Genomic DNA, 19,382 nt, shown 5'->3' with positions numbered 1-19,382 from the left:
AAGGTTATTAAAAACAAATTACAAGCTGTTGTTGCGAAGCCAGCTCATCTTGTTCCATATACTATTTCTTATGGGAAATTTTTGACGAATAAATTATTGCCAAGTCAGTTATCCCCAGGAAATAAGATAGAAGAATATGACTTAGTGTTTATCGTATTAGATTTAGCTAAAGGCTGGATCTTAGAAGCGATATGTAGAGAAATTGCTGCATTTTTCCCTGGGAAGTATTGCTTCCATTATTCTAAATCTGCTTTACCACCAGCAAAAGCTTATTTTTTTGCTCACTATTCTTTTTTACCAATTTGCTTGCAGCTTAACCCTTCTATTTGGGGCAGTAAAATCTTAGTCTGGCATACTCATCCCCGTAACGATATGGGTATTAGTAATGATGAACTTATTTATGTACTGAATCGAGCTACTAAGGTGATATGTGCTTGTTCACAATTTGCTAGGCTTTTGGTTTCCCAAGGATTGAAATCTCAAAAAGTAACTTATATCTTAGGTGCAGCTGATCCGCAGCTTTTTCAACCTCATGAACGCTCAAATGGTGCGGTAGGCTTTTGTACAGCTTTTTATTATCGCAAGGAACCAGAGCGAATACTGAATATTATCAAGAGAATGCGATCGCGTCAATTTATTCTCTTGGGTAAGGGGTGGAAAAATTATGATCGATTCACCGAAATGCAGGCTCTACCAAACTTTTCTTATATTGAAGCTCCCTACACTGAGTATCCCCAACACTATGCCAAAATGGATGTCTTTGTTTCTACTGCCAAACTCGAAGGAGGCCCCATCCCGTTAATTGAATCCATGATGTGTAATATAGTGCCAGTCGCCAGCAATACTGGCTTTGCTCCTGATTTGATAGTTCATGGAGAAAACGGCTTTATCTTTGATGTGGATAGTTCTATTGAGGTAATCTGCGATTTGATTGAACAAGCATTTCAAGTGCCAGCCAATGTGAGAAAAACTGTAGAAAATTTAAGTTGGGAAAACTTTTCTCGCTCAGTACAAGAGTTGTTATAAGAGTAAACTTTATGATATTAGTTACTTTTAGTGTCTCAAATCAATGGAGAGCGAGTAATGAAAGCCTTAGTAACGCTTTGTACTGGAGACGAATTCCGTCTGGGTCAAGTTACTCATCCACTTCTAAAAGCTTATGCAGATAAAATAGGTGCAGATTTTATAGTCATCTCTGAATTTAAGATGAATTTAGGGAACTATAACTTTGAGAAGTTTCAAATCTATGAAATGTTGGAGAAATACGATCGCCTGATTTATATCGATACTGATATTATTGTAAAACCAGAATGTCCAGATTTATTTAAGTTAGTTCCTGAAGATAAGTTTGGAGCCTTTTTGGTCAGTGATTATACTTATTTCCATGATGGAGCTATTAACAATATTCAGGATAAGTTGGGCAATATAGGGTGGAAAAGAACCTATTTTAATGCTGGAGTTATGGTTGTTTCTAAGTGTCATCAAGAAATTTTCAGTGATCAACACGGACTCTTAGAATGGTCGCAAGAAACAGGCTCTTTTTATGACCAAACTCTCTTAAATTATACTATCCAAAAACTCAACATACCTATTCACAATATTGGCTACAAATTTAATCATACAACTGATGTCAAAAATTCTCTAGCCAGATTTGGACGCAGAATTAATCAGTTATTGAAACTCACTAATCAGCTACTTAGTGCAATTTATCCTAGTTATCAGCAGTATCAGCAGCAGAAAAATCAAACGGCCAAATATATTGTCTATCAACAAGGCAGAAAGTCTGTCCAGCATCGCTTCCACAGCTATATTATCCATTACACAGGTAAAGGACATAGAGGAAGTGGTAGTAAAGTAGAACAAATTAAAAAAGATTTATCGATTCTTCAGCAAAAACCTTTAGCGAGTACAATTTCCTTTTTACCCTTAATAGAAAATTTTATTTAAAAATATGAAAGTCTCATTAGTTGTGAGTGATTTATCGGGTGGAGGTAGCGTTAGAGCTTTTTTGCTGGCTCAGATTTTACAATTTCTCAATTATCAAGTAGAAATTCTCGGCTTTATCTACGGCAAAGAATTGTATGCTATTCCCCCATCGGGAATTAAAGTTATTTCTGTCCCAGGAACAAATTATCCTGACTTTATTGGCTCGGCTCAAAAACTTTTGCGACAATTAGACGGCGATATTATCTATGCAGTCAAACCTAAGCCAACGAGTTTTGGGGTGTCATTACTCAAGAAATTTAATCATCGCCGTCCTTTGATATTAGACATGGATGATTGGGAACTCAGTTGGCATGGTGGTGATCAATGGAAATATCGTCCTAGTTTTAAGCAATTGTATCGTGATATTTTCAAACAAAATGGGGCTTTACGATTTCCTGACTATCCCCTGTATCTTCAGTGGATGGAAAAATTAGTACCACAAGCTGATGCCGTGACAGTAGATACTGAATTCCTGCAAAAACGCTTTGGCGGGGTTTACGTACCCAATGGCAAAGATACGGAGATGTTTGACCCCAGTAAGTATAACCCACAAGTCAGTAGAGAGCGTTATGGTTTAGCTCAATATCGAGTTTTAATGTTTCCTGGCGCACCTAGACCTCATAAAGGGGTAGAAGATGTGTTAATGGCTTTGGATTTATTGAATCAGCCAGATTTGAGACTAGTGATTGTCGGTGGTAGTCCTTACGATGATTACGACGAGCAACTGATGCAAAAATGGGGACGGTGGATAATTAAGTTACCCAAGTGTCCAGTAGAATCGATGCCAGAGATTGTAGCAGCAGCTCATGTGGTTGTAGTTCCCCAACGAGATACATTGACTTCCCGCGCGCAATTTCCTTTAAAGTTGACAGATGGGATGTCAATGGCTAAACCTGTAATATCAACTCGCGTAGGAGATATTACAGAAATTTTAGGTGAAACTGGTTATTTAGTTAACCCTGGTTGTCCAGAACAGATTGCAGAGCAAATTCAGCTAATCTTCGAGAATCTCGATGTAGCAAATGAGCGTGGTGTTAAAGCTAGAGAGAAATGTGTAGAAAAATATAGTTTAGGGGCAATGGCTACCACACTCCAATCTTTAATTGCTCAGTTATAATGCTTCACTTTTAGGAAATTTATCCGAGGAATAAAAATAAATGCACAGATTTTAAAAACATCAGGATTTTAGTTTACTTAGAACCATGCGCCAACTTACTCAAGTTTTATTAGTTATCAGCCTTGCAAATGCCGCAATAAACCAAATTCACCATTAACTAATTGTCATAAAAACAAATGTCTACCAGGAAACTATTATTAAGATTTGCTAAACCTTACCCAGGCTGGATTTTATTGACGATAGTGTTGGGATTTTCTGGGGCTTTATTCAATGGTGTCAGCACGGCATTGATTGTCCCAATTATTTTAAAAATAGTTGGACAAGAAGTTGACTTAACTGATGCTCCTCCCATACTCAAATCAATCATGTCTCCCTTTGATCATGTCCCAGAAAATTACCGCATAGGGGTGATGTCTGGAGCGATCGTCTTAACAATTATTCTCAAAAATTTAGCCTCTTACACCAGTGCTTTAACATCTAGTTCATTTACCAGAAAACTGACATCAGATATCCGGGAAGCTGGACTGAGGTCATTGTTGGAGGTTGACTTAGATTACTATGCCAAGATGAGAGTGGGTGATTTATTCAATAGTCTGGGGGGAGAAATTGGTCGTGCAGCAGGTTCGATTAGTAATGTCATCAAAGTAGTTATTACAGTTATTACAATTTTAGTTTTTACTGGCTTATTACTGTCAATTTCTTGGCAGTTAACTGTAGCTTCCTCTGTGTTATTGTTTTTTGTCACCTTAACTAATCAATATGCGATTTCTCGTTCTAAAAAGTTTGGGCAACAGTTGAGTGATATGTCTAGGGTTTACTCAATTGCTGTGTTGGAAACTTTGAACGGTATTCGTCTTGTCAAAGCGACAGGAAACGAAAATAAAGAGTATGAAAAAATTCGCAAATTAATCCGCGATCGCGAAAAGGCAGATTTTGAATCTCAGGTAAATTCCCAAGCGATTGGACCTATCAGTGAAGTGATGGGAATTACCGCTTTGATTGCGATCGTTTACCTGAGTAAAACTTTCTTTGCTAATGAAATTTCTTCTCTTTCTACAGTCTTACTGACATATTTATTAATTCTCTTGCGACTATTACCGCTAGTCTCTCAGTTAAATGGTCTGCGGAGTAGTTTTGCTAACAATGCGCCTAGTGTGAATATTGTCACTGATTTTTTGCGTCGTGATAATAAGCCGTTTATGCAAAATGGCAAGATTACTTACACAAGATTTGAACAGGGAATACATTTTAATTCCTTGTCCTTCAACTATCCAGGCCATGATAAGTTAGTCCTCAAGGATGTGAATTTATTTTTACCCCGTGGGACAACCTTGGCTTTAGTCGGTGGTTCCGGTGCTGGTAAATCCACGCTGGCAGATTTACTCCCCAGATTTTATGACCCCATATCAGGCAGTATTACTATCGATAATACAGATTTGCGGGACTTTGATATTAAATCCCTGCGTCAGAAGATGGGAATTGTCAGTCAAGATACTTTCTTGTTCAACGAATCGGTGCGGACTAACATTGCTTACGGGAAACAAGATGCTACAGAAGACGAAGTGATCACAGCAGCCAAAAGAGCCAATGCTTATGAATTTATCAGTAAATTGTCTCATGGATTTGACACTCTGATTGGCGATCGCGGTGTGATGTTATCCGGTGGACAAAGACAAAGATTAGCCATTGCCCGCGCATTGCTACAAAATCCCGAAATTCTGATTTTAGATGAAGCCACCAGTGCCTTAGATACTGTATCAGAACGTTTGGTACAATCAGCACTTGATGACCTCAGCCGCGATCGCACTACCTTAGTTATTGCCCACCGTCTCTCTACAGTCCAAAAAGCTAACCAAATCGCTGTACTAGAACAAGGTTCTGTGGTGGAAGTAGGAACCCATGAGGAACTGTTACTCAAAGGTGGTTACTACTCTCGCCTCTACGCCATGCAGTTTAGTGATCATCCTAAAGCTTCTACCAAACAACATCAAAGTTTAGTCCGGATTTCTCACGAAATTCGCACACGCCTCAATTCCATGCTGGGATTACTGCGATTACTGGTAGATGATCTGGCAGATAATTCTCACGATCGCAAACAATTAATTGAACAAGCTTATATCTCAGCTTTTAGAATTCTCAACACAATTGATGTTTTAGATGATGTTAATCATCTGCAAAAAGAAGCAAATGGTTTTGCTCTAGGTGATACTAAAAATAGTGAGATGAATCAAAATCAAGAATTTGAATACATCTCTGAAGAATTCCGCCAGTGTCTTAACCCTATACTAGGTTCTCTCAAGTCTTTGGCAGATAACTTAGTCGAAAATCCCCAAGAAGAAATTCAATTAATTGCTGATTCCTATGAATCTACTACATACTTAATCGATAAATTAAAAAGAATTGAAGATGTAATTGCTCTTTAGAAAAATTATCCCAAAATCATCCAGAGGAAAATGACTATAAAAACAGTTGGTATGATGAGTAGCTATCCCAATCTTGATCAAAGACAAGATTGGATGTGGCAACAAACCCCCCATCCCTTTGGTATTTGGGGAAATATGCAAATTCACTGCACCCACCCCAAACCCGACTTTTTACTGATGTATAACTACACCAGTTTTCCCAAACAGCCACAAAAACAACCTTGGTGGGTGAATAATCAAAAAGCCGAAAAAAGTTACCATCAAGCCATAGAAACCATCAAAACTAAACTCCGGGGTGTACCAAAAGAGCGTGTCATCTATCTCTTAAGAGAACCACCTTTAACAGAAATTGTGGAGGCGAACAAGCGATTTTATCGGGAAGCGGAAGCATATTGTGGTTATATTTCCGGGCCAGATGACTTTGCACCCCAACCAGATTATATGCCTGCTATTTGGTATGTTGCTAACTCATTTCGAGATTTAAATGATTTACCATCACCGCCAAAAACCCGTGTTTGCAGTTGGATTACATCTGGGATTGATCGCACAGCCAATCATCGCCAACGCTTAGACTTTTTAAGACTTTTACGCAATCATGAATTAGACTTTGATTTGTATGGTCGAGACTTACCAGATTGGGCCAATGGTAAGGGACAAATTGGTAATAAATGGTATGCGATCGCTCCTTATTATTACAACTTAGCTATTGAAAACTATGCTGATAATAGTTGGTATGTTAGCGAAAAATTGTGGGATGCTTTATTGGCTTGGTGTTTACCCATTTATTATGGGGGGCCAGCAGCAGATAAATTGTTACCACCAGGAAGTTTTTTGCGATTACCTAGTTTAGATGAAAAAGGGTTAGCTTACATCCGTGAAGTGACAGCAACCCCTGATGCTTGGTATGAAGCCAAAGAAGCGATCGCCGAAGCTAGACAAATTATATTACACAAATTAAACCTTCTAGAATGGCTCTCGAATTACACCAAAAACCATACTTAATTGATCAATATATTAGAGGATTTTACCAATGGTCGATGGTATTTACATACTTGCTAATGACGTAGTTTATCACCAATTAGTCGCATTACTCAATAGTATTGAAGTCAATGCTGGAAAAAACTTTCCAATTTGTATCATCCCCTATGATGACCGTTTAGAATTAGTCAAAGAAGAAATCCAACATAGAGATAACGTAGAGCTATTTACAGACACCAAAGCTATTACAATTTGGGAAGATTTCTCGACAAAAGTTTGGCAAACTCATCCCTATGCTTGGCAACATTGGCAAGAGGACGGGATTCCAAAAGTTTATCGCTTAGGAATGCACAGAAGATTCTGTGGTTTTGATGGCATATTTGACAAATTTATCTACTTAGATGCCGATATTCTGATTCTCAATTCTCTAGATTACATCTTTCAACAATTAAATAGTCATGACTTTGTTGTCTATGACTTTCAATATAAAGACCTCAGTCATGTATATAACGCCAACTCTACCAACTTACTGAATATTTTTCCCCAACAGCGTTTAGAAAGTGAAATATTTTGTGCAGGTTTGTATGGTAGTAAACGCGGAGTTTTTGATGAGGAACGCCGGAATTATCTATTATCTTGTCTAGAACAAGGTGAAGCAGAAATATTATATATGAACGCTCCTGACCAAACAATTCTCAACTACATGGTCATGCGTTCAGGCATATCCAGCTATAATTTCGCTCGGCATCTGCCTAAGACAGAAGTCACTGGTTGTTGTGTTACTTCCCCACATTTTCAAACCAGAAATAACCTGCTTTATGATCGGGGAAATCAAATAACTTATCTACATTATATCGGTTTAAAATCTAGGCTATTCAACAGTGTTTGCGATGGAGAAAACATCGATTTTCCCTATCGTGAGCTTTTTTTACATTACCGTTATCTCCATGAACCAGAAAAAAGACCTCAGTTTACAACTAAATCTAAACCCTACAAAGTTACTCCCAATTTAGCTACCAGGATTTTTAAAAAGTTAGGATTAAAAGTATAAAACCTGACTATAGGAATCCGATTTGATTACTGAAATAGTTTGCGTAGGTAGGCAATAGGGAATAGGCAATAGGCAATAGGTAAGAAGTTCCTCCACTAGTACTGATTTTTTTCAATAATCAAATACTAGTCCTATATCAGTGAATAGATTTTTACATTACCCATTATTCTTGGAAACAAAAATACTTATGTTTGGAGTTGCTGTTAATTACTTTGCGAAAGCTGATCATCCACCTTCAGTTAAACAATCAGCTAAGTTTGCTGTATCACTTTTAAAAAACTGTCCAGAAGTGAATTCAGTCGTATTGGTAGATGGTTCAGACACAGTAGATAATGAATTTCAAACCTATTGTGAATCCATTGATGTGAAATATCAACATTCTGGACATTCCATGTCTTTTGCCGAAGCATACAACTATGGAGTAAATTTTTTATCGGAAGATTGGATAGTCACAATGGCATCTGATATCTATGTTTTTCCTGATACCTTCACAGGATTTAAACAATTTATTGATGAACATCAAGATTTGCAAATCGGTTGTTTAATTCCCTATCTATCAAGATGCGACTTACCCATGCAAAGAACATCCCATAGTTCACAAAAATTTAGTTGTTATGCTCCCATCATGAGCTATAACCTCAATGTTTTTCCTAAAGAAGTATTTACTAAAATTGGCGGCTTATCAACACGTTATTCTGGTAACTTTAACGATATTGATACAAGCATCAAACTGCAATCAATGGGTTTAGAAGTAGTAATGGTCAGCAGTTACGTTCATCACTATGGACGATTAACATTGCGTCATGGAACTAACGTAGATGCCCGTAATGATTGGCAGCAATTTTATCAAGATTATCCTGAATTAAAATGTAATAGTGATCTGTGGAATCTCCGCTTAGATAAATTCTTGCGCCATCCTCTACTCAAACTAGTATTTCAGCTAAATCTCAAAAACCGTAATAAAGATTTACGTAAAAAAATCAACGCCTGGGTGTATGACAATATATCCAAATATCAGCAAGTCAATTCCTAGAATATTAACCAATTAATAATTAAGGTTATACAGCAGATGACACGAGGCATATATATTATCGCTAATGACAAGGTAACAGATCAAGCGATCGCTCTACTCAATAGTATCCGCTTGCATGACACTGACACCCCAATTGTCATGATTCCCTATGATGAAAACTACCATCATATAGCTGATACCCTTAAACAATATTATGGTGTTCAAGTCTACGAAGATTTAGAATTTATCGATTATCTTTCCCACAAATTACATGAAACCTTCGGGACACAATTTTTTGCTCGTCCTAATCAGTTTCGTAAACAAGCCTGTTGGTTTGGCCCATTTGACGAGTTTTTGTATATTGATACCGATATTGTTGTCTTTGAGAAAATCATCGATAATCTCAACTATCTAGCTAATGCAGATTTTATTTATTGCGATTATCAACATTTAGGAGGTATTAAAAACGTCTTTTCTCCCCAAGTCTTAGAAGACAAAGTTTTTAATGAAAACGAAATTCAAGATATTTTTAACGGTGGTTTCTGGGGTTCCAAGAAAAATTTAATTTCCGTTGATGATTTATTTGCCAGTTTTGCTGAAAGCGCAGCCCATCCTGAATATTTCGACTTTTCTGAAAAAACATCTGATCAACCCATTATCAACTATATGTTGCTCAAGCGCATTCCCCGGCGCTTCAATATTGTCCGACGAGAAGGCAAAGCACCAGGAAATTGGGCAGGTTCACCCCATTTTCAAGCCGAAAATCATCTCTTATTTGATCCTACAGTTAATCAACCCCTGCAATATCTCCACTGGGCTGGTATCCGCATTCAACCAGGTTGTCCCTATTGGGAAATTTGGGATTATTATCGACATCTTAATCCTGCTTTACCAGCCGCAGTTATACCCACACCTGTAAAACAAAATCAATGGCAAAAAGCAATAAATAGTATTAAAAATCAATTACGACAACTCAAAACTAATTGAATTCACAAATTACTAATCACCCCAACCCTGCATTTCCACCAATTCCATACATAAATCATTTATTTGTTTTACATCCGGTTTGTGCGGCAGAGGTGATTGTTCATAAACAGTATCCATTTGAGTAACTAAATCATTTGCCATCTGCATCACCTCTTGATAAGAATATTCCCCCTTGAGGATAGCTTTTAAATTATCAGCATCACCCGCTATTCTTCTGTCTACAGTTATTTCTCCAGTCTGCAATATTTCTAACCCACTGCGTAACAATCGAATGCAGTGCATTCCATGCTTCAAGTCAAAACCAGATTTTTTCTCCATCTCCGCCCTAGCTGGATTCCGATTTTCTTGCCATGTGAGATATGATTTCCACTCTCTTAAAGCTATCTGGTAATTCTGGCTTTTTTGTAGCAAGCGAATAAAATCTTTACGGCTATTTGTTAACTTTTGAGTATACTCCAAAGTTTCTTCGGGTAAAGTATATTGTTTTAACACACCTTTAAAATCAATATCGGCCGTGAGTAATTTATATAATTGTTCTGCCTCTTCTAAAAATTCAATCCTACCTCTAATTAAAATATAAAGATACTCCAAAAAAGCATTTAAATCATCTTTAATTAGTGGTGGCTCATCTTCTATGCCAAAATCAGACGGTAATGGTTTCTTTTCTGGTGGATTTAATAACCACTTACGGTGAGTTTCCATCTTTTTAATTTGAGCAAAGGCATAACCAGAATAAGTATGTTTAACTTTCTTACTTAAAAATAATTTCCTATGTTGGATTAAATACTGTCCCACATTCGTTAAAACAGGATAATCATTTAACCATAGCAATTCTAGAACATTAGGATTAGCCCCCGATAACAACTGGAGAATTTTCTTTAATTCATAGATAACTGTGTCCTTATTCCCATCCAAAAAAGAAAACAGTCCCGGTTCATCCCAACCAGCATCTTTTTGTTCTACATGATCAAATCCCAAATAATATCTCTTCGGTGCAATAAACACACCCCGAAAATCTAAATCAGAATCAGGACGATTTAACCCATAACCGTGGCTACCTGCCAAGCCTACCAAAATTGTTCTTTGCTCAACGTCTATTCTTTTCATATTATTTAATGAAATTGTCACTGTTTACCATATCCTTTGCACTGGATAGATATCAAAAACGGCATCTATACTTAACAAAGTTATTTTTTCAACTATTGACTGGGCTATTAGAATCCTATCAAAAGGGTCGCGGTGATGGTTTGGTAAACCGTCTAAAGCGTAAATATGTGATAATTCAATCGGTAAAAGCTGTAGATTATTCACTTGCTTTTGCGTTTCCAGCAAAGTCGGCAGTGGTGAACTCAAATTTAGCTTACCCGCTTGCAATTTTATTTGCATTTCCCAAACACTAGCAATACTAAACACAAGCGTATTGCTAGTGTCATTAATTAAGTTATAAACATTAGCAGACAGTTTTTCTGAACTTGATGACCACCAAATAAGTACATGAGTATCTAATAAAAATCTCATACTTCACCCTCTCCCAACCAAAATTCATCCGGTAAAGGATCGTTAAAATCATCACTCATCCAAATTTCTCCTCGGTTTAAGTCTGGTACACGTTTCTCAGGTGGTTGTTGAGGTTGTTGCGCTTGAACATATTTTTGAACTAAAAATTCGACAAAATCTAACACCTGCTGCTGCTGTTCTGCTGGTAGAGTTTGTAGCTTGGCGATTAATTCTGTACTCGTATCGATAACTTGGGCTGTCATCTTATTTTCTCCCGTTGAGTGGCATACTTCCATTTTACTTTTCTACCTCAGCCAGCACCTACAATAGATTTGCAATAGACTTGGCTAGATAGCGTGGAGAGCAACTTAAGCTAGTAAAAACTTGTTCATCAGCTAATCACCAAAAAAATATACCTAAAAATAAAAACTTCTTTTCTCTAGCGTCTAGTCCCTATCTTCTTAGGTAATTTAAAGAGAAAATCTGAGCAAGGAGATCCATTACTCAGATTTGTTGGTGCTGTTCTGTGTCCCTATTAACTACATCCAGCACTTTTGAGATTTCGGAAAATTCCGGCGAAATTAATTGAGAAACTCTGGATTTTTAAATTTTTTAGCCAATGATGCAAAAAAGACCAATTTAATATTGACTGAACAGCAATTGATGAAATAAAATTTTAGATTGTCTGTCTAATTCTCGCTCGGATCAGGTAGACATACTAAAAAAAGCTGGTAAAAGCGTCAAACCGCATCTTTTACAAGAGATTCACCCAGCTACCTGTACGGCAACCTCAAGGATAATTTCATGGCTTACGCAATTATTGAGACTGGTGGCAAACAAATAAGAGTTGAGCCTGGTCGTTTTTACGATATCGAACTACTCTCTGCTCAACCAGACGAAAAAGTTACAATCAATTCAGTATTACTAGTGCAGAATGACGGTGAAGTTACTATCGGACAACCGTTAGTCACAGGTGCAACAGTAGAAGGAACAGTGTTGCGGCATTTAAGAGGCCGCAAAGTCCTGGTTTACAAAATGAAACCGAAAAAGAAAACCCGCAAAAAACGGGGACATCGCCAGGAAATCACCAGACTTTTAATTGATTCCATCAACTTTAACGGTACAGTACTCACAGCCAGTGCAACTGCTGAAACTCCTGTCGTTGATAGTACCTCAGATGTAGAAGTTGCTGAATAATAGAAGAAATAAGCAATCATAAGGAAGTTATGGCTCATAAGAAAGGAACAGGTAGTACACGCAACGGTCGTGATTCTAATGCTCAACGCCTGGGTGTGAAACGTTACGGTGGGCAAGTAGTGCGTGCAGGCAATATTCTCATCCGTCAACGTGGAACCAAGGTTCATCCTGGTAACAACGTTGGTATTGGCAAAGATGACACTTTATTTGCGTTGGTTGATGGTGTAGTTACTTTTGAAAGAAAAGGTAAAACTCGGAAAAAAGTCAGTGTTTACCCAGTAGTGGCAGCAGAACCAGTTGCTAGCTAAAAAAAGGATGGGCAATGCCCATCCTCAGTAAACTTAGTTAAGTTTTTCATAGAATTTATTACTAAAATCTCAGAGGGATTAATTGCCATATCAGATGCTGCTTTAACAGGTCATAAGTAAAAGCTCCTAATCCTATCCCAGCAATTGAAAAAATAGACGTAGCTACGAAAGCTTGTCTAGTTTTCCAGCCAACGGACTGGAAATCAATTCTGGCCAAAATCCCAGCAGCAATCACTAATAAAATATCAAGAAAGACTCGAAACCAGGCAAGCACTATAAACAATAAAAATGCTCCCAGCATAGTTACCAAAAAAGCCCTGGTGTTTGAACTTAAAAAAACGCTAGAATACCTAGCTATTGTTGAATAAGGAGCAGCCAACATCCCCACTAACAGTAATATAGTCAGTATAATTACAATCCAAGCAAACCAAGGGGCTTGTGATTCAGACAATACCCATCCCAGAGTACTGTAGCTAAGTATTAACAGGGCTAAAGCTATCCAAGGAACTTTATTCACAGTAGATAAGGGTTTTGATGGGCATTAGCGGATTGAATGGCCAGCCACGATGTAATCCCACAAAAAGTTTAACGTACCCTGATAGATTTTTACACCAATGACTTAGACTATAAACTTATCATCCTATTTTTTTTCATGCAATCAATAGGCTGATACTCTCTAGCAAAAAAAGTTTAGACAATTTTGCAGAGAATTAGGGTAAAAACTAGTTAAATATTTTAGTAAATATTTGTAAACTATTAGCAACTGAGTATCTACGTATCGCATCGTGTCTAAGGGATCGTCATGAAACAACTTGTTATTGCTGAACGTGTATGCCTGATTGGTCATATCGTATCAATGGTGTTTGGCTTGGTAGGCATACTACTTGTTGTACCTAATGCTGAAGTACTTTTTCATCTATCTGAGATAGGACAAACAGCTATGCAATGGAGCATGGCTGGTGGTGGTGTAGTTTACATGATTTTGGGTGCAGCCGCCGTATTTTTATACGCTCTGCGGACATTGGGTTTAGGTCTAGCTCTAGGCTTTATGCTGCCTGCGGTATTGATCTCTTTAACCAGTGAACTATTGGGAACTAGCACAGGCTTTCCTTTTGGTCATTACAGTTATTTAAGTGGTTTGGGTTATAAAATTGCTGGTTTAGTGCCGTTCACGATTCCTTTGTCATGGTTTTATGTGGGATGTGCAGCTTACCTGTTAGGACGTGCTGGTTTAGATGTAGATAAAAAACCTAGCTTGTTGCGTCATGCAGGTGCAATTGGCTTGGGTGCTTTGCTACTCACCTCCTGGGATTTTGTACTTGATCCAGCTATGAGCCAAACTTCTCTGCCTTTTTGGTATTGGCAACAACCAGGAGCCTTTTTTGGTATGCCCTATCAAAACTTTGTTGGTTGGATGGGTACAGGCTCAGTGTTCATGACAGTAGCCGCTTTTTTATGGAGAAATCATCCCATTACATTTGAGCGATCGCAACTCAATGTACCCTTAGCCGTTTATTTAAGCAACTTTGGCTTTGCAACTGTCATGAGCTTGGCAGCAGGTTTTTCTATCCCTGTATTGTTAGGTTTAGTGCTAGGCGTAGCTCCAGCTTTAGTATTGTGGTGGAAAAGCCACACTGTACAAACCCCAATTACCGTTGAGCCAGCAACTAATGAAGTCTCTATAGCCAGTGTTAAAGTCGCGCTAAAGTAGGCGGGAATTACAAAACTTCAGAGCCAAGTAATGAGTAACGAGTGCTAAGTTAGATTTTTCACTCAGCACTCAGCGAGAAGTTGCAAGGAGGGTTTCCCTCCAGGCAAACTTCGGTGACTCAGCACTAAATACTCACCTTTGTTATAGTAGCGATTTCAAATTGCATAATATTCTGACCATAGAAAGCGCCTTGTCGCTTTTGTTATTACTGCTCCAGTTGCCAGCAACAGCAATTCTCCTATCTCGGTTGTTTAAAGGGCCAAGACGCTTACCGCCAATTCAACCCCAACAGCCAACACCAGAGCTTTTAGGTAGTGTTAGTGTTGTTGTCCCCACACTGAATGAAGCCCTTCGCATCAGTCCTCTGTTGGCAGGATTGAGTAAGCAAAGCTACGAAGTTCGAGAAGTAATTGTTGTAGATAGTAAATCTCAAGATGGGACTCCCGACTTGGTAAAAGCGGCACAGCAGCAAGACCCCCGCTTTCGCTTGATCAACGATGACCCTTTACCAACCAATTGGGTAGGGCGACCTTGGGCTTTGCATAACGGCTTTTTACACAGTTCAGAAGATAGTCAATGGTTTTTAGGGATGGATGCAGACACTCAACCCCATCCCGGCTTAGTTGCTAGTTTAGTCAAAACAGCCCAAGCAAAAGGATACGATATGGTGTCGCTCTCACCCCAGTTCCTCCTCAAGTATCCCGGAGAATGTTGGCTGCAACCCGCCTTACTCATGACGCTCCTTTACCGATTTGACCCAGCCGGCATCACCACAGAACAGCCAGAAAGGGTCATGGCGAATGGGCAGTGCTTTTTATGTCGTCGTTCTGTATTGGCTGCTGTGGGTGGTTATAGCAGCGCTAGTAACTCTTTCTGTGATGATGTGACCCTAGCACGCCATATCGCCGCCCAAGGTTTTAAAGTTGGGTTTTTAGATGGTGCAAAGGTCTTAAAAGTCAGAATGTATGAGGGGGCATTAGAGACTTGGAAAGAATGGGGGCGTAGTCTTGACCTCAAAGATGCCTCTTCCCGCGCACAAGTCTGGGGTGATTTGTGGTTACTTTCAGCAGTTCAAGGTTTACCTCTATTAATTTCCCTGAGTTGCTTATTGGGTTATTTTCTTCTGGCTGTGCCTCCCACACTTCCTTTGCTAATTTTATGGGGATTAAATTTGTGTTTGCTAGTAATTCGCTTTGCCATGTTACTGGCGATCGCACCTTCTTATGACCGGAAAACATCTCAAGGTGGTTGGTTGTTTTGGCTTTCTCCTCTAGCCGATCCTTTGGCAGTACTACGAATCTTTTTATCGGCATTTCGCACTCCACGAGAATGGCGGGGTAGAAAATACAGTACCTAGTTGTGGGTATGGAGTGCTGAATATTGAGTGCGTTGACTCGGAACTCAGCACTCTTGACTCAGCACTCACTCATCTTCACCTCCCAAGCGATCGCCTCGTTCCAATTCCCAGAGAATTTGATTACCTTCACGGCGTACCCGTGAGACAATCCAGTTGCGCCAACGCCACTGATCACCACGGCTGGTGACGGCGCTGGCATGGACATCCATTAAATCTGCTAGCTCAGAACTAGTGATTAAGTAGCCTTTTTCCGCAATTTCATCGGCAATATGCAGAGTTTCTACTAAGTTACGGAGTTGTTCAACCCGCTTTTCTGGCGGTTTTTCATCGATTGTAGCCGCAGCGTGTGCGGTAGATGGTTCCATAGTGTTGATGTTTAAAGCAGAAGTACTGATTTCTTGTGTTTTTTTGTGAACTATTGTAGAGGTTTTAACATAATCAGGTACTTTTGCTACATGATTTTCGTAATGATCAGGTAAAGATTTGTGAGAATTGAAAGTAGGAAGTTGCTGTAGAGACGGGACTTTACCATTAGCGAAAGAGCGAGCAATCACATCACACCTTTCGTTACCAACGTTACCAGAATGACCACGAACATGATGCCAATTCACCTGCTTTGTATTCAGTTCATCTAAAGTTTCCAAAAGGTCTTGATTCTGAACTGGATTACCGTCGGCTTTTTTCCAACCCTTTTTTTTCCAGCCTGCTACCCACTTCGTTACACAGTTGATTAAGTACTCACTATCGGTATAAAGGGTAATAGGTTGAGGTTGTCCAGAATCGTGAAGGAATTTTAAAGCAGCGATCGCCGCTTGCATCTCCATCTTATTATTCGTGGTATGACTAGCCCCACCACCCATTTCATGAACTGAGCCATCATGAAAATAAACTACAACACCCCAACCCCCAGGGCCAGGATTACCTGTGCAAGCACCATCGGTATATATGCTTTCAATTACTGGTTGAGTCATGATTCAAAATATCAAACCGCATTGTTACTTCAAAAACTTTAGTGGCAAAAGTGAAGAAGCAATAGTAATAGTAAGCTACTCAAATAATTTTCATACTCAAATCCAACCACTTCGACTGTGTAATCGGCGCACTAGTAGAAATATAATCAACACCGGTTTCAGCCACAGCGCGAATCGTCTCTAAAGTCACATTTCCAGAAGCTTCAATTTTTACTCGGCGATCTTGCTGACGAATCAACTGCACTGCCTGACACATTATATCCAATGGCATATTATCCAACATAATAATGTCCGCTTGATGCTCTAAAGCTTGCTTCACCTGTTCTATATTTTCCGTCTCTACCTCTATTGTCAAAGGATAAGGAATTTGAGAACGTATCTGCATGATAGCTGCGTCAATCCCCCCAGCCGCAGTAATATGATTATCCTTAATCATTACTGCATCATCCAATCCCATACGGTGATTAACTGCACCACCTAAAGCCGTTGCATACTTTTGCAACAATCTCAATCCTGGAGTAGTTTTCCGTGTATCCACCAAGCGAGCAGGCAAGTCTGCAATTCGCTCTACATATATACTAGTGAGCGTGGCAATCCCACTCAAACCCATCACCAAATTCAGCGCAACTCTTTCTCCCATCAATAAAGCATCCAGCGAACCATGAATTTCTGCAACTACCTGTCCTGACTCACAGAATGCACCCTCATCAGATGTAAGAGTAAACTGAACTTTCTCATTTAAAAGCTGAAACACCCTAGCAGCAAATGGTAATCCAGCAACTATCCCTGGTGCTTTGGCAATCCATTTGGCTGTTCCTGAAGTAGTATCTGGAGCTATGAGACTATTTGTAGTGCGATCGCCCCTACCAATATCTTCTAACAACCAGCTGTGCAATAAAGAATCTAAAACTATCCAAGGCGGCAAAATACTAGCATTAATCACAACCTTCTTGCTTTCCTCATCACTTTCAGGAACACTATAGCTTAAAACCCTCATTTCATAAGCTTTACAGTGATATCGCCAAAAGCGAAAACTTTTTCCAAAAAAAGAGTTGACAGGAGGTGGGAGGTTAGATATATTGGATAAGTGCCTGAAAGAGGGACGCGAAAAAGCGGCGCTCCGGAGGCGACCGAACCTTGAAAATATTATAGTTTGAAAGCAAGTATACAACAAATACCCTGCGTCAAGAAAATAAAAAACACCAAGCTGAGGTGAGAATCAGCAAAGAAGAGCAACAAACGCTTCAAAACGGAGAGTTTGATCCTGGCTCAGGATGAACGCTGGCGGTATGCTTAACACATGCAAGTCGAACGGAATCTTAGGATTTAGTGGCGGACGGGTGAGTAACGCGTGAGAATCTGCATTCAGGTCTGGGACAACCACTGGAAACGGTGGCTAATACCGGATGTGCCGAAAGGTGAAAGGCTTGCTGCCTGAAAATGAGCTCGCGTCTGATTAGCTAGTTGGTGTGGTAAGAGCGCACCAAGGCGACGATCAGTAGCTGGTCTGAGAGGATGACCAGCCACACTGGGACTGAGACACGGCCCAGACTCCTACGGGAGGCAGCAGTGGGGAATTTTCCGCAATGGGCGAAAGCCTGACGGAGCAATACCGCGTGAGGGAGGAAGGCTCTTGGGTCGTAAACCTCTTTTCTCAAGGAATAAGAAAGTGAAGGTACTTGAGGAATAAGCATCGGCTAACTCCGTGCCAGCAGCCGCGGTAATACGGAGGATGCAAGCGTTATCCGGAATGATTGGGCGTAAAGGGTCCGCAGGTGGCATTGTGTGTCTGCTGTTAAAGAGTCTAGCTTAACTAGATAAAAGCAGTGGAAACTACAAAGCTAGAGTGCGTTCGGGGCAGAAGGAATTCCTGGTGTAGCGGTGAAATGCGTAGAGATCAGGAAGAACACCGGTGGCGAAAGCGTTCTGCTAGGCCTGCACTGACACTGAGGGACGAAAGCTAGGGGAGCGAATGGGATTAGATACCCCAGTAGTCCTAGCCGTAAACGATGGATACTAGGCGTGGCTTGTATCGACCCGAGCCGTGCCGGAGCTAACGCGTTAAGTATCCCGCCTGGGGAGTACGCACGCAAGTGTGAAACTCAAAGGAATTGACGGGGGGGCCCGCACAAGCGGTGGAGTATGTGGTTTAATTCGATGCAACGCGAAGAACCTTACCAAGACTTGACATGTCGTGAATTTTTCTGAAAGGAGAAAGTGCCTTCGGGAGCACGAACACAGGTGGTGCATGGCTGTCGTCAGCTCGTGTCGTGAGATGTTGGGTTAAGTCCCGCAACGAGCGCAACCCTCGTTTTTAGTTGCCAGCATTAAGTTGGGCACTCTAGAGAGACTGCCGGTGACAAACCGGAGGAAGGTGGGGATGACGTCAAGTCAGCATGCCCCTTACGTCTTGGGCTACACACGTACTACAATGCTACGGACAAAGGGCAGCTACACAGCGATGTGATGCAAATCCAAGAAACCGTAGCTCAGTTCAGATCGCAGGCTGCAACTCGCCTGCGTGAAGGAGGAATCGCTAGTAATTGCAGGTCAGCATACTGCAGTGAATTCGTTCCCGGGCCTTGTACACACCGCCCGTCACACCATGGAAGCTGGCAACGCCCGAAGTCATTACCCCAACTTTTCGGAGAGGGGGATGCCTAAGGCAGTGCTGGTGACTGGGGTGAAGTCGTAACAAGGTAGCCGTACCGGAAGGTGTGGCTGGATCACCTCCTTTAAGGGAGACCTACCCAACTTGAGAAGCCAAAGCCAAAAGCAAGTAAGCAT

At 40.2% G+C, this 19,382-nt stretch carries 18 protein-coding genes and 1 rRNA gene; 13 read left to right on the top strand and 6 right to left on the bottom strand.

The window, feature by feature from the left end; all coding sequences use genetic code 11:
• The first annotated feature begins 81 nt into the window (after positions 1–81).
• From FD725_RS14275 to FD725_RS14240, 8 genes are all read left to right on the top strand, one after another.
• Positions 82–1,026 carry a glycosyltransferase family 4 protein gene (locus FD725_RS14275; protein ID WP_256871916.1) on the top strand — a complete coding sequence of 315 codons (945 nt, stop codon included), beginning with the start codon at positions 82–84 and terminating at the stop codon, positions 1,024–1,026.
• A 57-nt stretch (positions 1,027–1,083) separates the two neighbouring features.
• On the top strand, positions 1,084–1,947 hold the full coding sequence (locus FD725_RS14270; RefSeq protein ID WP_179048729.1) for a glycosyltransferase: 864 nt from the start codon (positions 1,084–1,086) through the stop codon (positions 1,945–1,947).
• Between the two features lie 4 nt (positions 1,948–1,951).
• Entirely contained in the window at positions 1,952–3,103 is a 1,152-nt protein-coding gene (locus tag FD725_RS14265) for a glycosyltransferase family 4 protein (RefSeq protein ID WP_179048728.1), read from the top strand.
• A 176-nt stretch (positions 3,104–3,279) separates the two neighbouring features.
• Complete coding sequence (locus tag FD725_RS14260; protein WP_179048727.1) at positions 3,280–5,526, top strand: ATP-binding cassette domain-containing protein; 2,247 nt, start codon at positions 3,280–3,282, stop codon at positions 5,524–5,526.
• A 30-nt stretch (positions 5,527–5,556) separates the two neighbouring features.
• A complete protein-coding gene (locus FD725_RS14255; RefSeq protein WP_179048726.1) occupies positions 5,557–6,528 on the top strand; it encodes a glycosyltransferase family 10 domain-containing protein in 972 nt (323 codons plus the stop codon).
• Between the two features lie 28 nt (positions 6,529–6,556).
• Positions 6,557–7,555, top strand: coding sequence for an Npun_R2821/Npun_R2822 family protein (locus FD725_RS14250; RefSeq protein WP_179048725.1), 999 nt, complete (start codon positions 6,557–6,559; stop codon positions 7,553–7,555).
• 187 nt (positions 7,556–7,742) lie between these two features.
• A complete protein-coding gene (locus FD725_RS14245; protein WP_179048724.1) occupies positions 7,743–8,588 on the top strand; it encodes a glycosyltransferase family 2 protein in 846 nt (281 codons plus the stop codon).
• A 36-nt stretch (positions 8,589–8,624) separates the two neighbouring features.
• Entirely contained in the window at positions 8,625–9,554 is a 930-nt protein-coding gene (locus tag FD725_RS14240) for an Npun_R2821/Npun_R2822 family protein (RefSeq protein WP_179048723.1), read from the top strand.
• Positions 9,555–9,566: 12 nt separating this feature from the next.
• Here FD725_RS14240 and FD725_RS14235 read toward each other — a convergent pair whose 3' ends face one another.
• Genes FD725_RS14235 through FD725_RS14225 form a run of 3 tightly spaced genes read right to left on the bottom strand, consistent with a single transcriptional unit; the run spans position 9,567 to position 11,347 of the window.
• Positions 9,567–10,661 (bottom strand): DNA polymerase beta superfamily protein, encoded by a 1,095-nt coding sequence (locus FD725_RS14235; protein ID WP_179048722.1) that lies wholly within the window; start codon positions 10,659–10,661, stop codon positions 9,567–9,569.
• A gap of 24 nt (positions 10,662–10,685) precedes the next feature.
• Complete coding sequence (locus tag FD725_RS14230) at positions 10,686–11,072, bottom strand: type II toxin-antitoxin system VapC family toxin (RefSeq protein ID WP_179048721.1); 387 nt, start codon at positions 11,070–11,072, stop codon at positions 10,686–10,688.
• Positions 11,069–11,347 carry a DUF2281 domain-containing protein gene (locus tag FD725_RS14225; RefSeq protein ID WP_256871915.1) on the bottom strand — a complete coding sequence of 93 codons (279 nt, stop codon included), beginning with the start codon at positions 11,345–11,347 and terminating at the stop codon, positions 11,069–11,071. The genes FD725_RS14230 and FD725_RS14225 overlap by 4 nt, the downstream gene beginning before the upstream one ends.
• Positions 11,348–11,855: 508 nt before the next feature.
• On the opposite strand from FD725_RS14225, the gene rplU reads away from it, so the two are divergent.
• Positions 11,856–12,248 (top strand): 50S ribosomal protein L21, encoded by a 393-nt coding sequence (gene rplU / locus FD725_RS14220; RefSeq protein ID WP_179048720.1) that lies wholly within the window; start codon positions 11,856–11,858, stop codon positions 12,246–12,248.
• Positions 12,249–12,277: 29 nt separating this feature from the next.
• The gene (gene rpmA, locus FD725_RS14215; protein ID WP_179048719.1) at positions 12,278–12,556 is read left to right on the top strand and encodes a 50S ribosomal protein L27; all 279 of its coding nucleotides are present in this window, start codon (positions 12,278–12,280) and stop codon (positions 12,554–12,556) included.
• A 61-nt stretch (positions 12,557–12,617) separates the two neighbouring features.
• On the opposite strand, the gene FD725_RS14210 is transcribed toward rpmA, so the two are convergent.
• Positions 12,618–13,007, bottom strand: a complete 390-nt coding sequence (locus FD725_RS14210) for a hypothetical protein (protein WP_306296900.1) — start codon at positions 13,005–13,007, stop codon at positions 12,618–12,620.
• A 351-nt stretch (positions 13,008–13,358) separates the two neighbouring features.
• Between FD725_RS14210 and cruF the strand changes: the two genes are divergently transcribed.
• Positions 13,359–14,267, top strand: a complete 909-nt coding sequence (gene cruF, locus FD725_RS14205) for a gamma-carotene 1'-hydroxylase CruF (protein WP_179048717.1) — start codon at positions 13,359–13,361, stop codon at positions 14,265–14,267.
• A gap of 160 nt (positions 14,268–14,427) precedes the next feature.
• Positions 14,428–15,624: a 2'-O-glycosyltransferase CruG gene (cruG, locus tag FD725_RS14200; RefSeq protein WP_179048716.1), complete on the top strand. Its 1,197-nt coding sequence runs from the start codon at positions 14,428–14,430 to the stop codon at positions 15,622–15,624.
• Positions 15,625–15,689: 65 nt separating this feature from the next.
• On the opposite strand, the gene rnhA is transcribed toward cruG, so the two are convergent.
• Positions 15,690–16,598, bottom strand: coding sequence for a ribonuclease HI (rnhA, locus tag FD725_RS14195; protein WP_179051541.1), 909 nt, complete (start codon positions 16,596–16,598; stop codon positions 15,690–15,692).
• A gap of 76 nt (positions 16,599–16,674) precedes the next feature.
• Entirely contained in the window at positions 16,675–17,592 is a 918-nt protein-coding gene (gene nadC, locus FD725_RS14190; RefSeq protein ID WP_179048715.1) for a carboxylating nicotinate-nucleotide diphosphorylase, read from the bottom strand.
• Between the two features lie 249 nt (positions 17,593–17,841).
• Here nadC and FD725_RS14185 point away from each other — a divergent pair.
• Positions 17,842–19,332, top strand: a 16S ribosomal RNA gene (locus FD725_RS14185).
• The last annotated feature ends 50 nt before the right edge of the window (positions 19,333–19,382 follow it).

The sequence above is a fragment of the Nostoc sp. TCL26-01 genome (genome assembly GCF_013393945.1).
Taxonomy (GTDB): domain Bacteria; phylum Cyanobacteriota; class Cyanobacteriia; order Cyanobacteriales; family Nostocaceae; genus Trichormus.
The sequence above is the reverse complement of the archived record's forward strand: the minus strand, read 5'-3'. Positions and strand labels throughout refer to the sequence as shown.

Excerpts from the sequence above, each read along its gene's own strand:
- FD725_RS14245 (WP_179048724.1), top strand. The coding sequence starts at position 7,743 with ATGTTTGGAGTTGCTGTTAATTACTTTGCGAAAGCTGATCATCCACCT.
- cruF (WP_179048717.1), top strand. The coding sequence starts at position 13,359 with ATGAAACAACTTGTTATTGCTGAACGTGTATGCCTGATTGGTCATATC.
- rpmA (WP_179048719.1), top strand. The coding sequence starts at position 12,278 with ATGGCTCATAAGAAAGGAACAGGTAGTACACGCAACGGTCGTGATTCT.
- FD725_RS14250 (WP_179048725.1), top strand. The coding sequence starts at position 6,557 with ATGGTCGATGGTATTTACATACTTGCTAATGACGTAGTTTATCACCAA.
- nadC (WP_179048715.1), bottom strand. The coding sequence starts at position 17,592 with ATGAGGGTTTTAAGCTATAGTGTTCCTGAAAGTGATGAGGAAAGCAAG.
- FD725_RS14265 (WP_179048728.1), top strand. The coding sequence starts at position 1,952 with ATGAAAGTCTCATTAGTTGTGAGTGATTTATCGGGTGGAGGTAGCGTT.
- rplU (WP_179048720.1), top strand. The coding sequence starts at position 11,856 with ATGGCTTACGCAATTATTGAGACTGGTGGCAAACAAATAAGAGTTGAG.
- FD725_RS14230 (WP_179048721.1), bottom strand. The coding sequence starts at position 11,072 with ATGAGATTTTTATTAGATACTCATGTACTTATTTGGTGGTCATCAAGT.
- FD725_RS14255 (WP_179048726.1), top strand. The coding sequence starts at position 5,557 with ATGACTATAAAAACAGTTGGTATGATGAGTAGCTATCCCAATCTTGAT.
- FD725_RS14240 (WP_179048723.1), top strand. The coding sequence starts at position 8,625 with ATGACACGAGGCATATATATTATCGCTAATGACAAGGTAACAGATCAA.
- FD725_RS14235 (WP_179048722.1), bottom strand. The coding sequence starts at position 10,661 with ATGAAAAGAATAGACGTTGAGCAAAGAACAATTTTGGTAGGCTTGGCA.
- FD725_RS14260 (WP_179048727.1), top strand. The coding sequence starts at position 3,280 with ATGTCTACCAGGAAACTATTATTAAGATTTGCTAAACCTTACCCAGGC.
- FD725_RS14225 (WP_256871915.1), bottom strand. The coding sequence starts at position 11,347 with ATGGAAGTATGCCACTCAACGGGAGAAAATAAGATGACAGCCCAAGTT.
- FD725_RS14270 (WP_179048729.1), top strand. The coding sequence starts at position 1,084 with ATGAAAGCCTTAGTAACGCTTTGTACTGGAGACGAATTCCGTCTGGGT.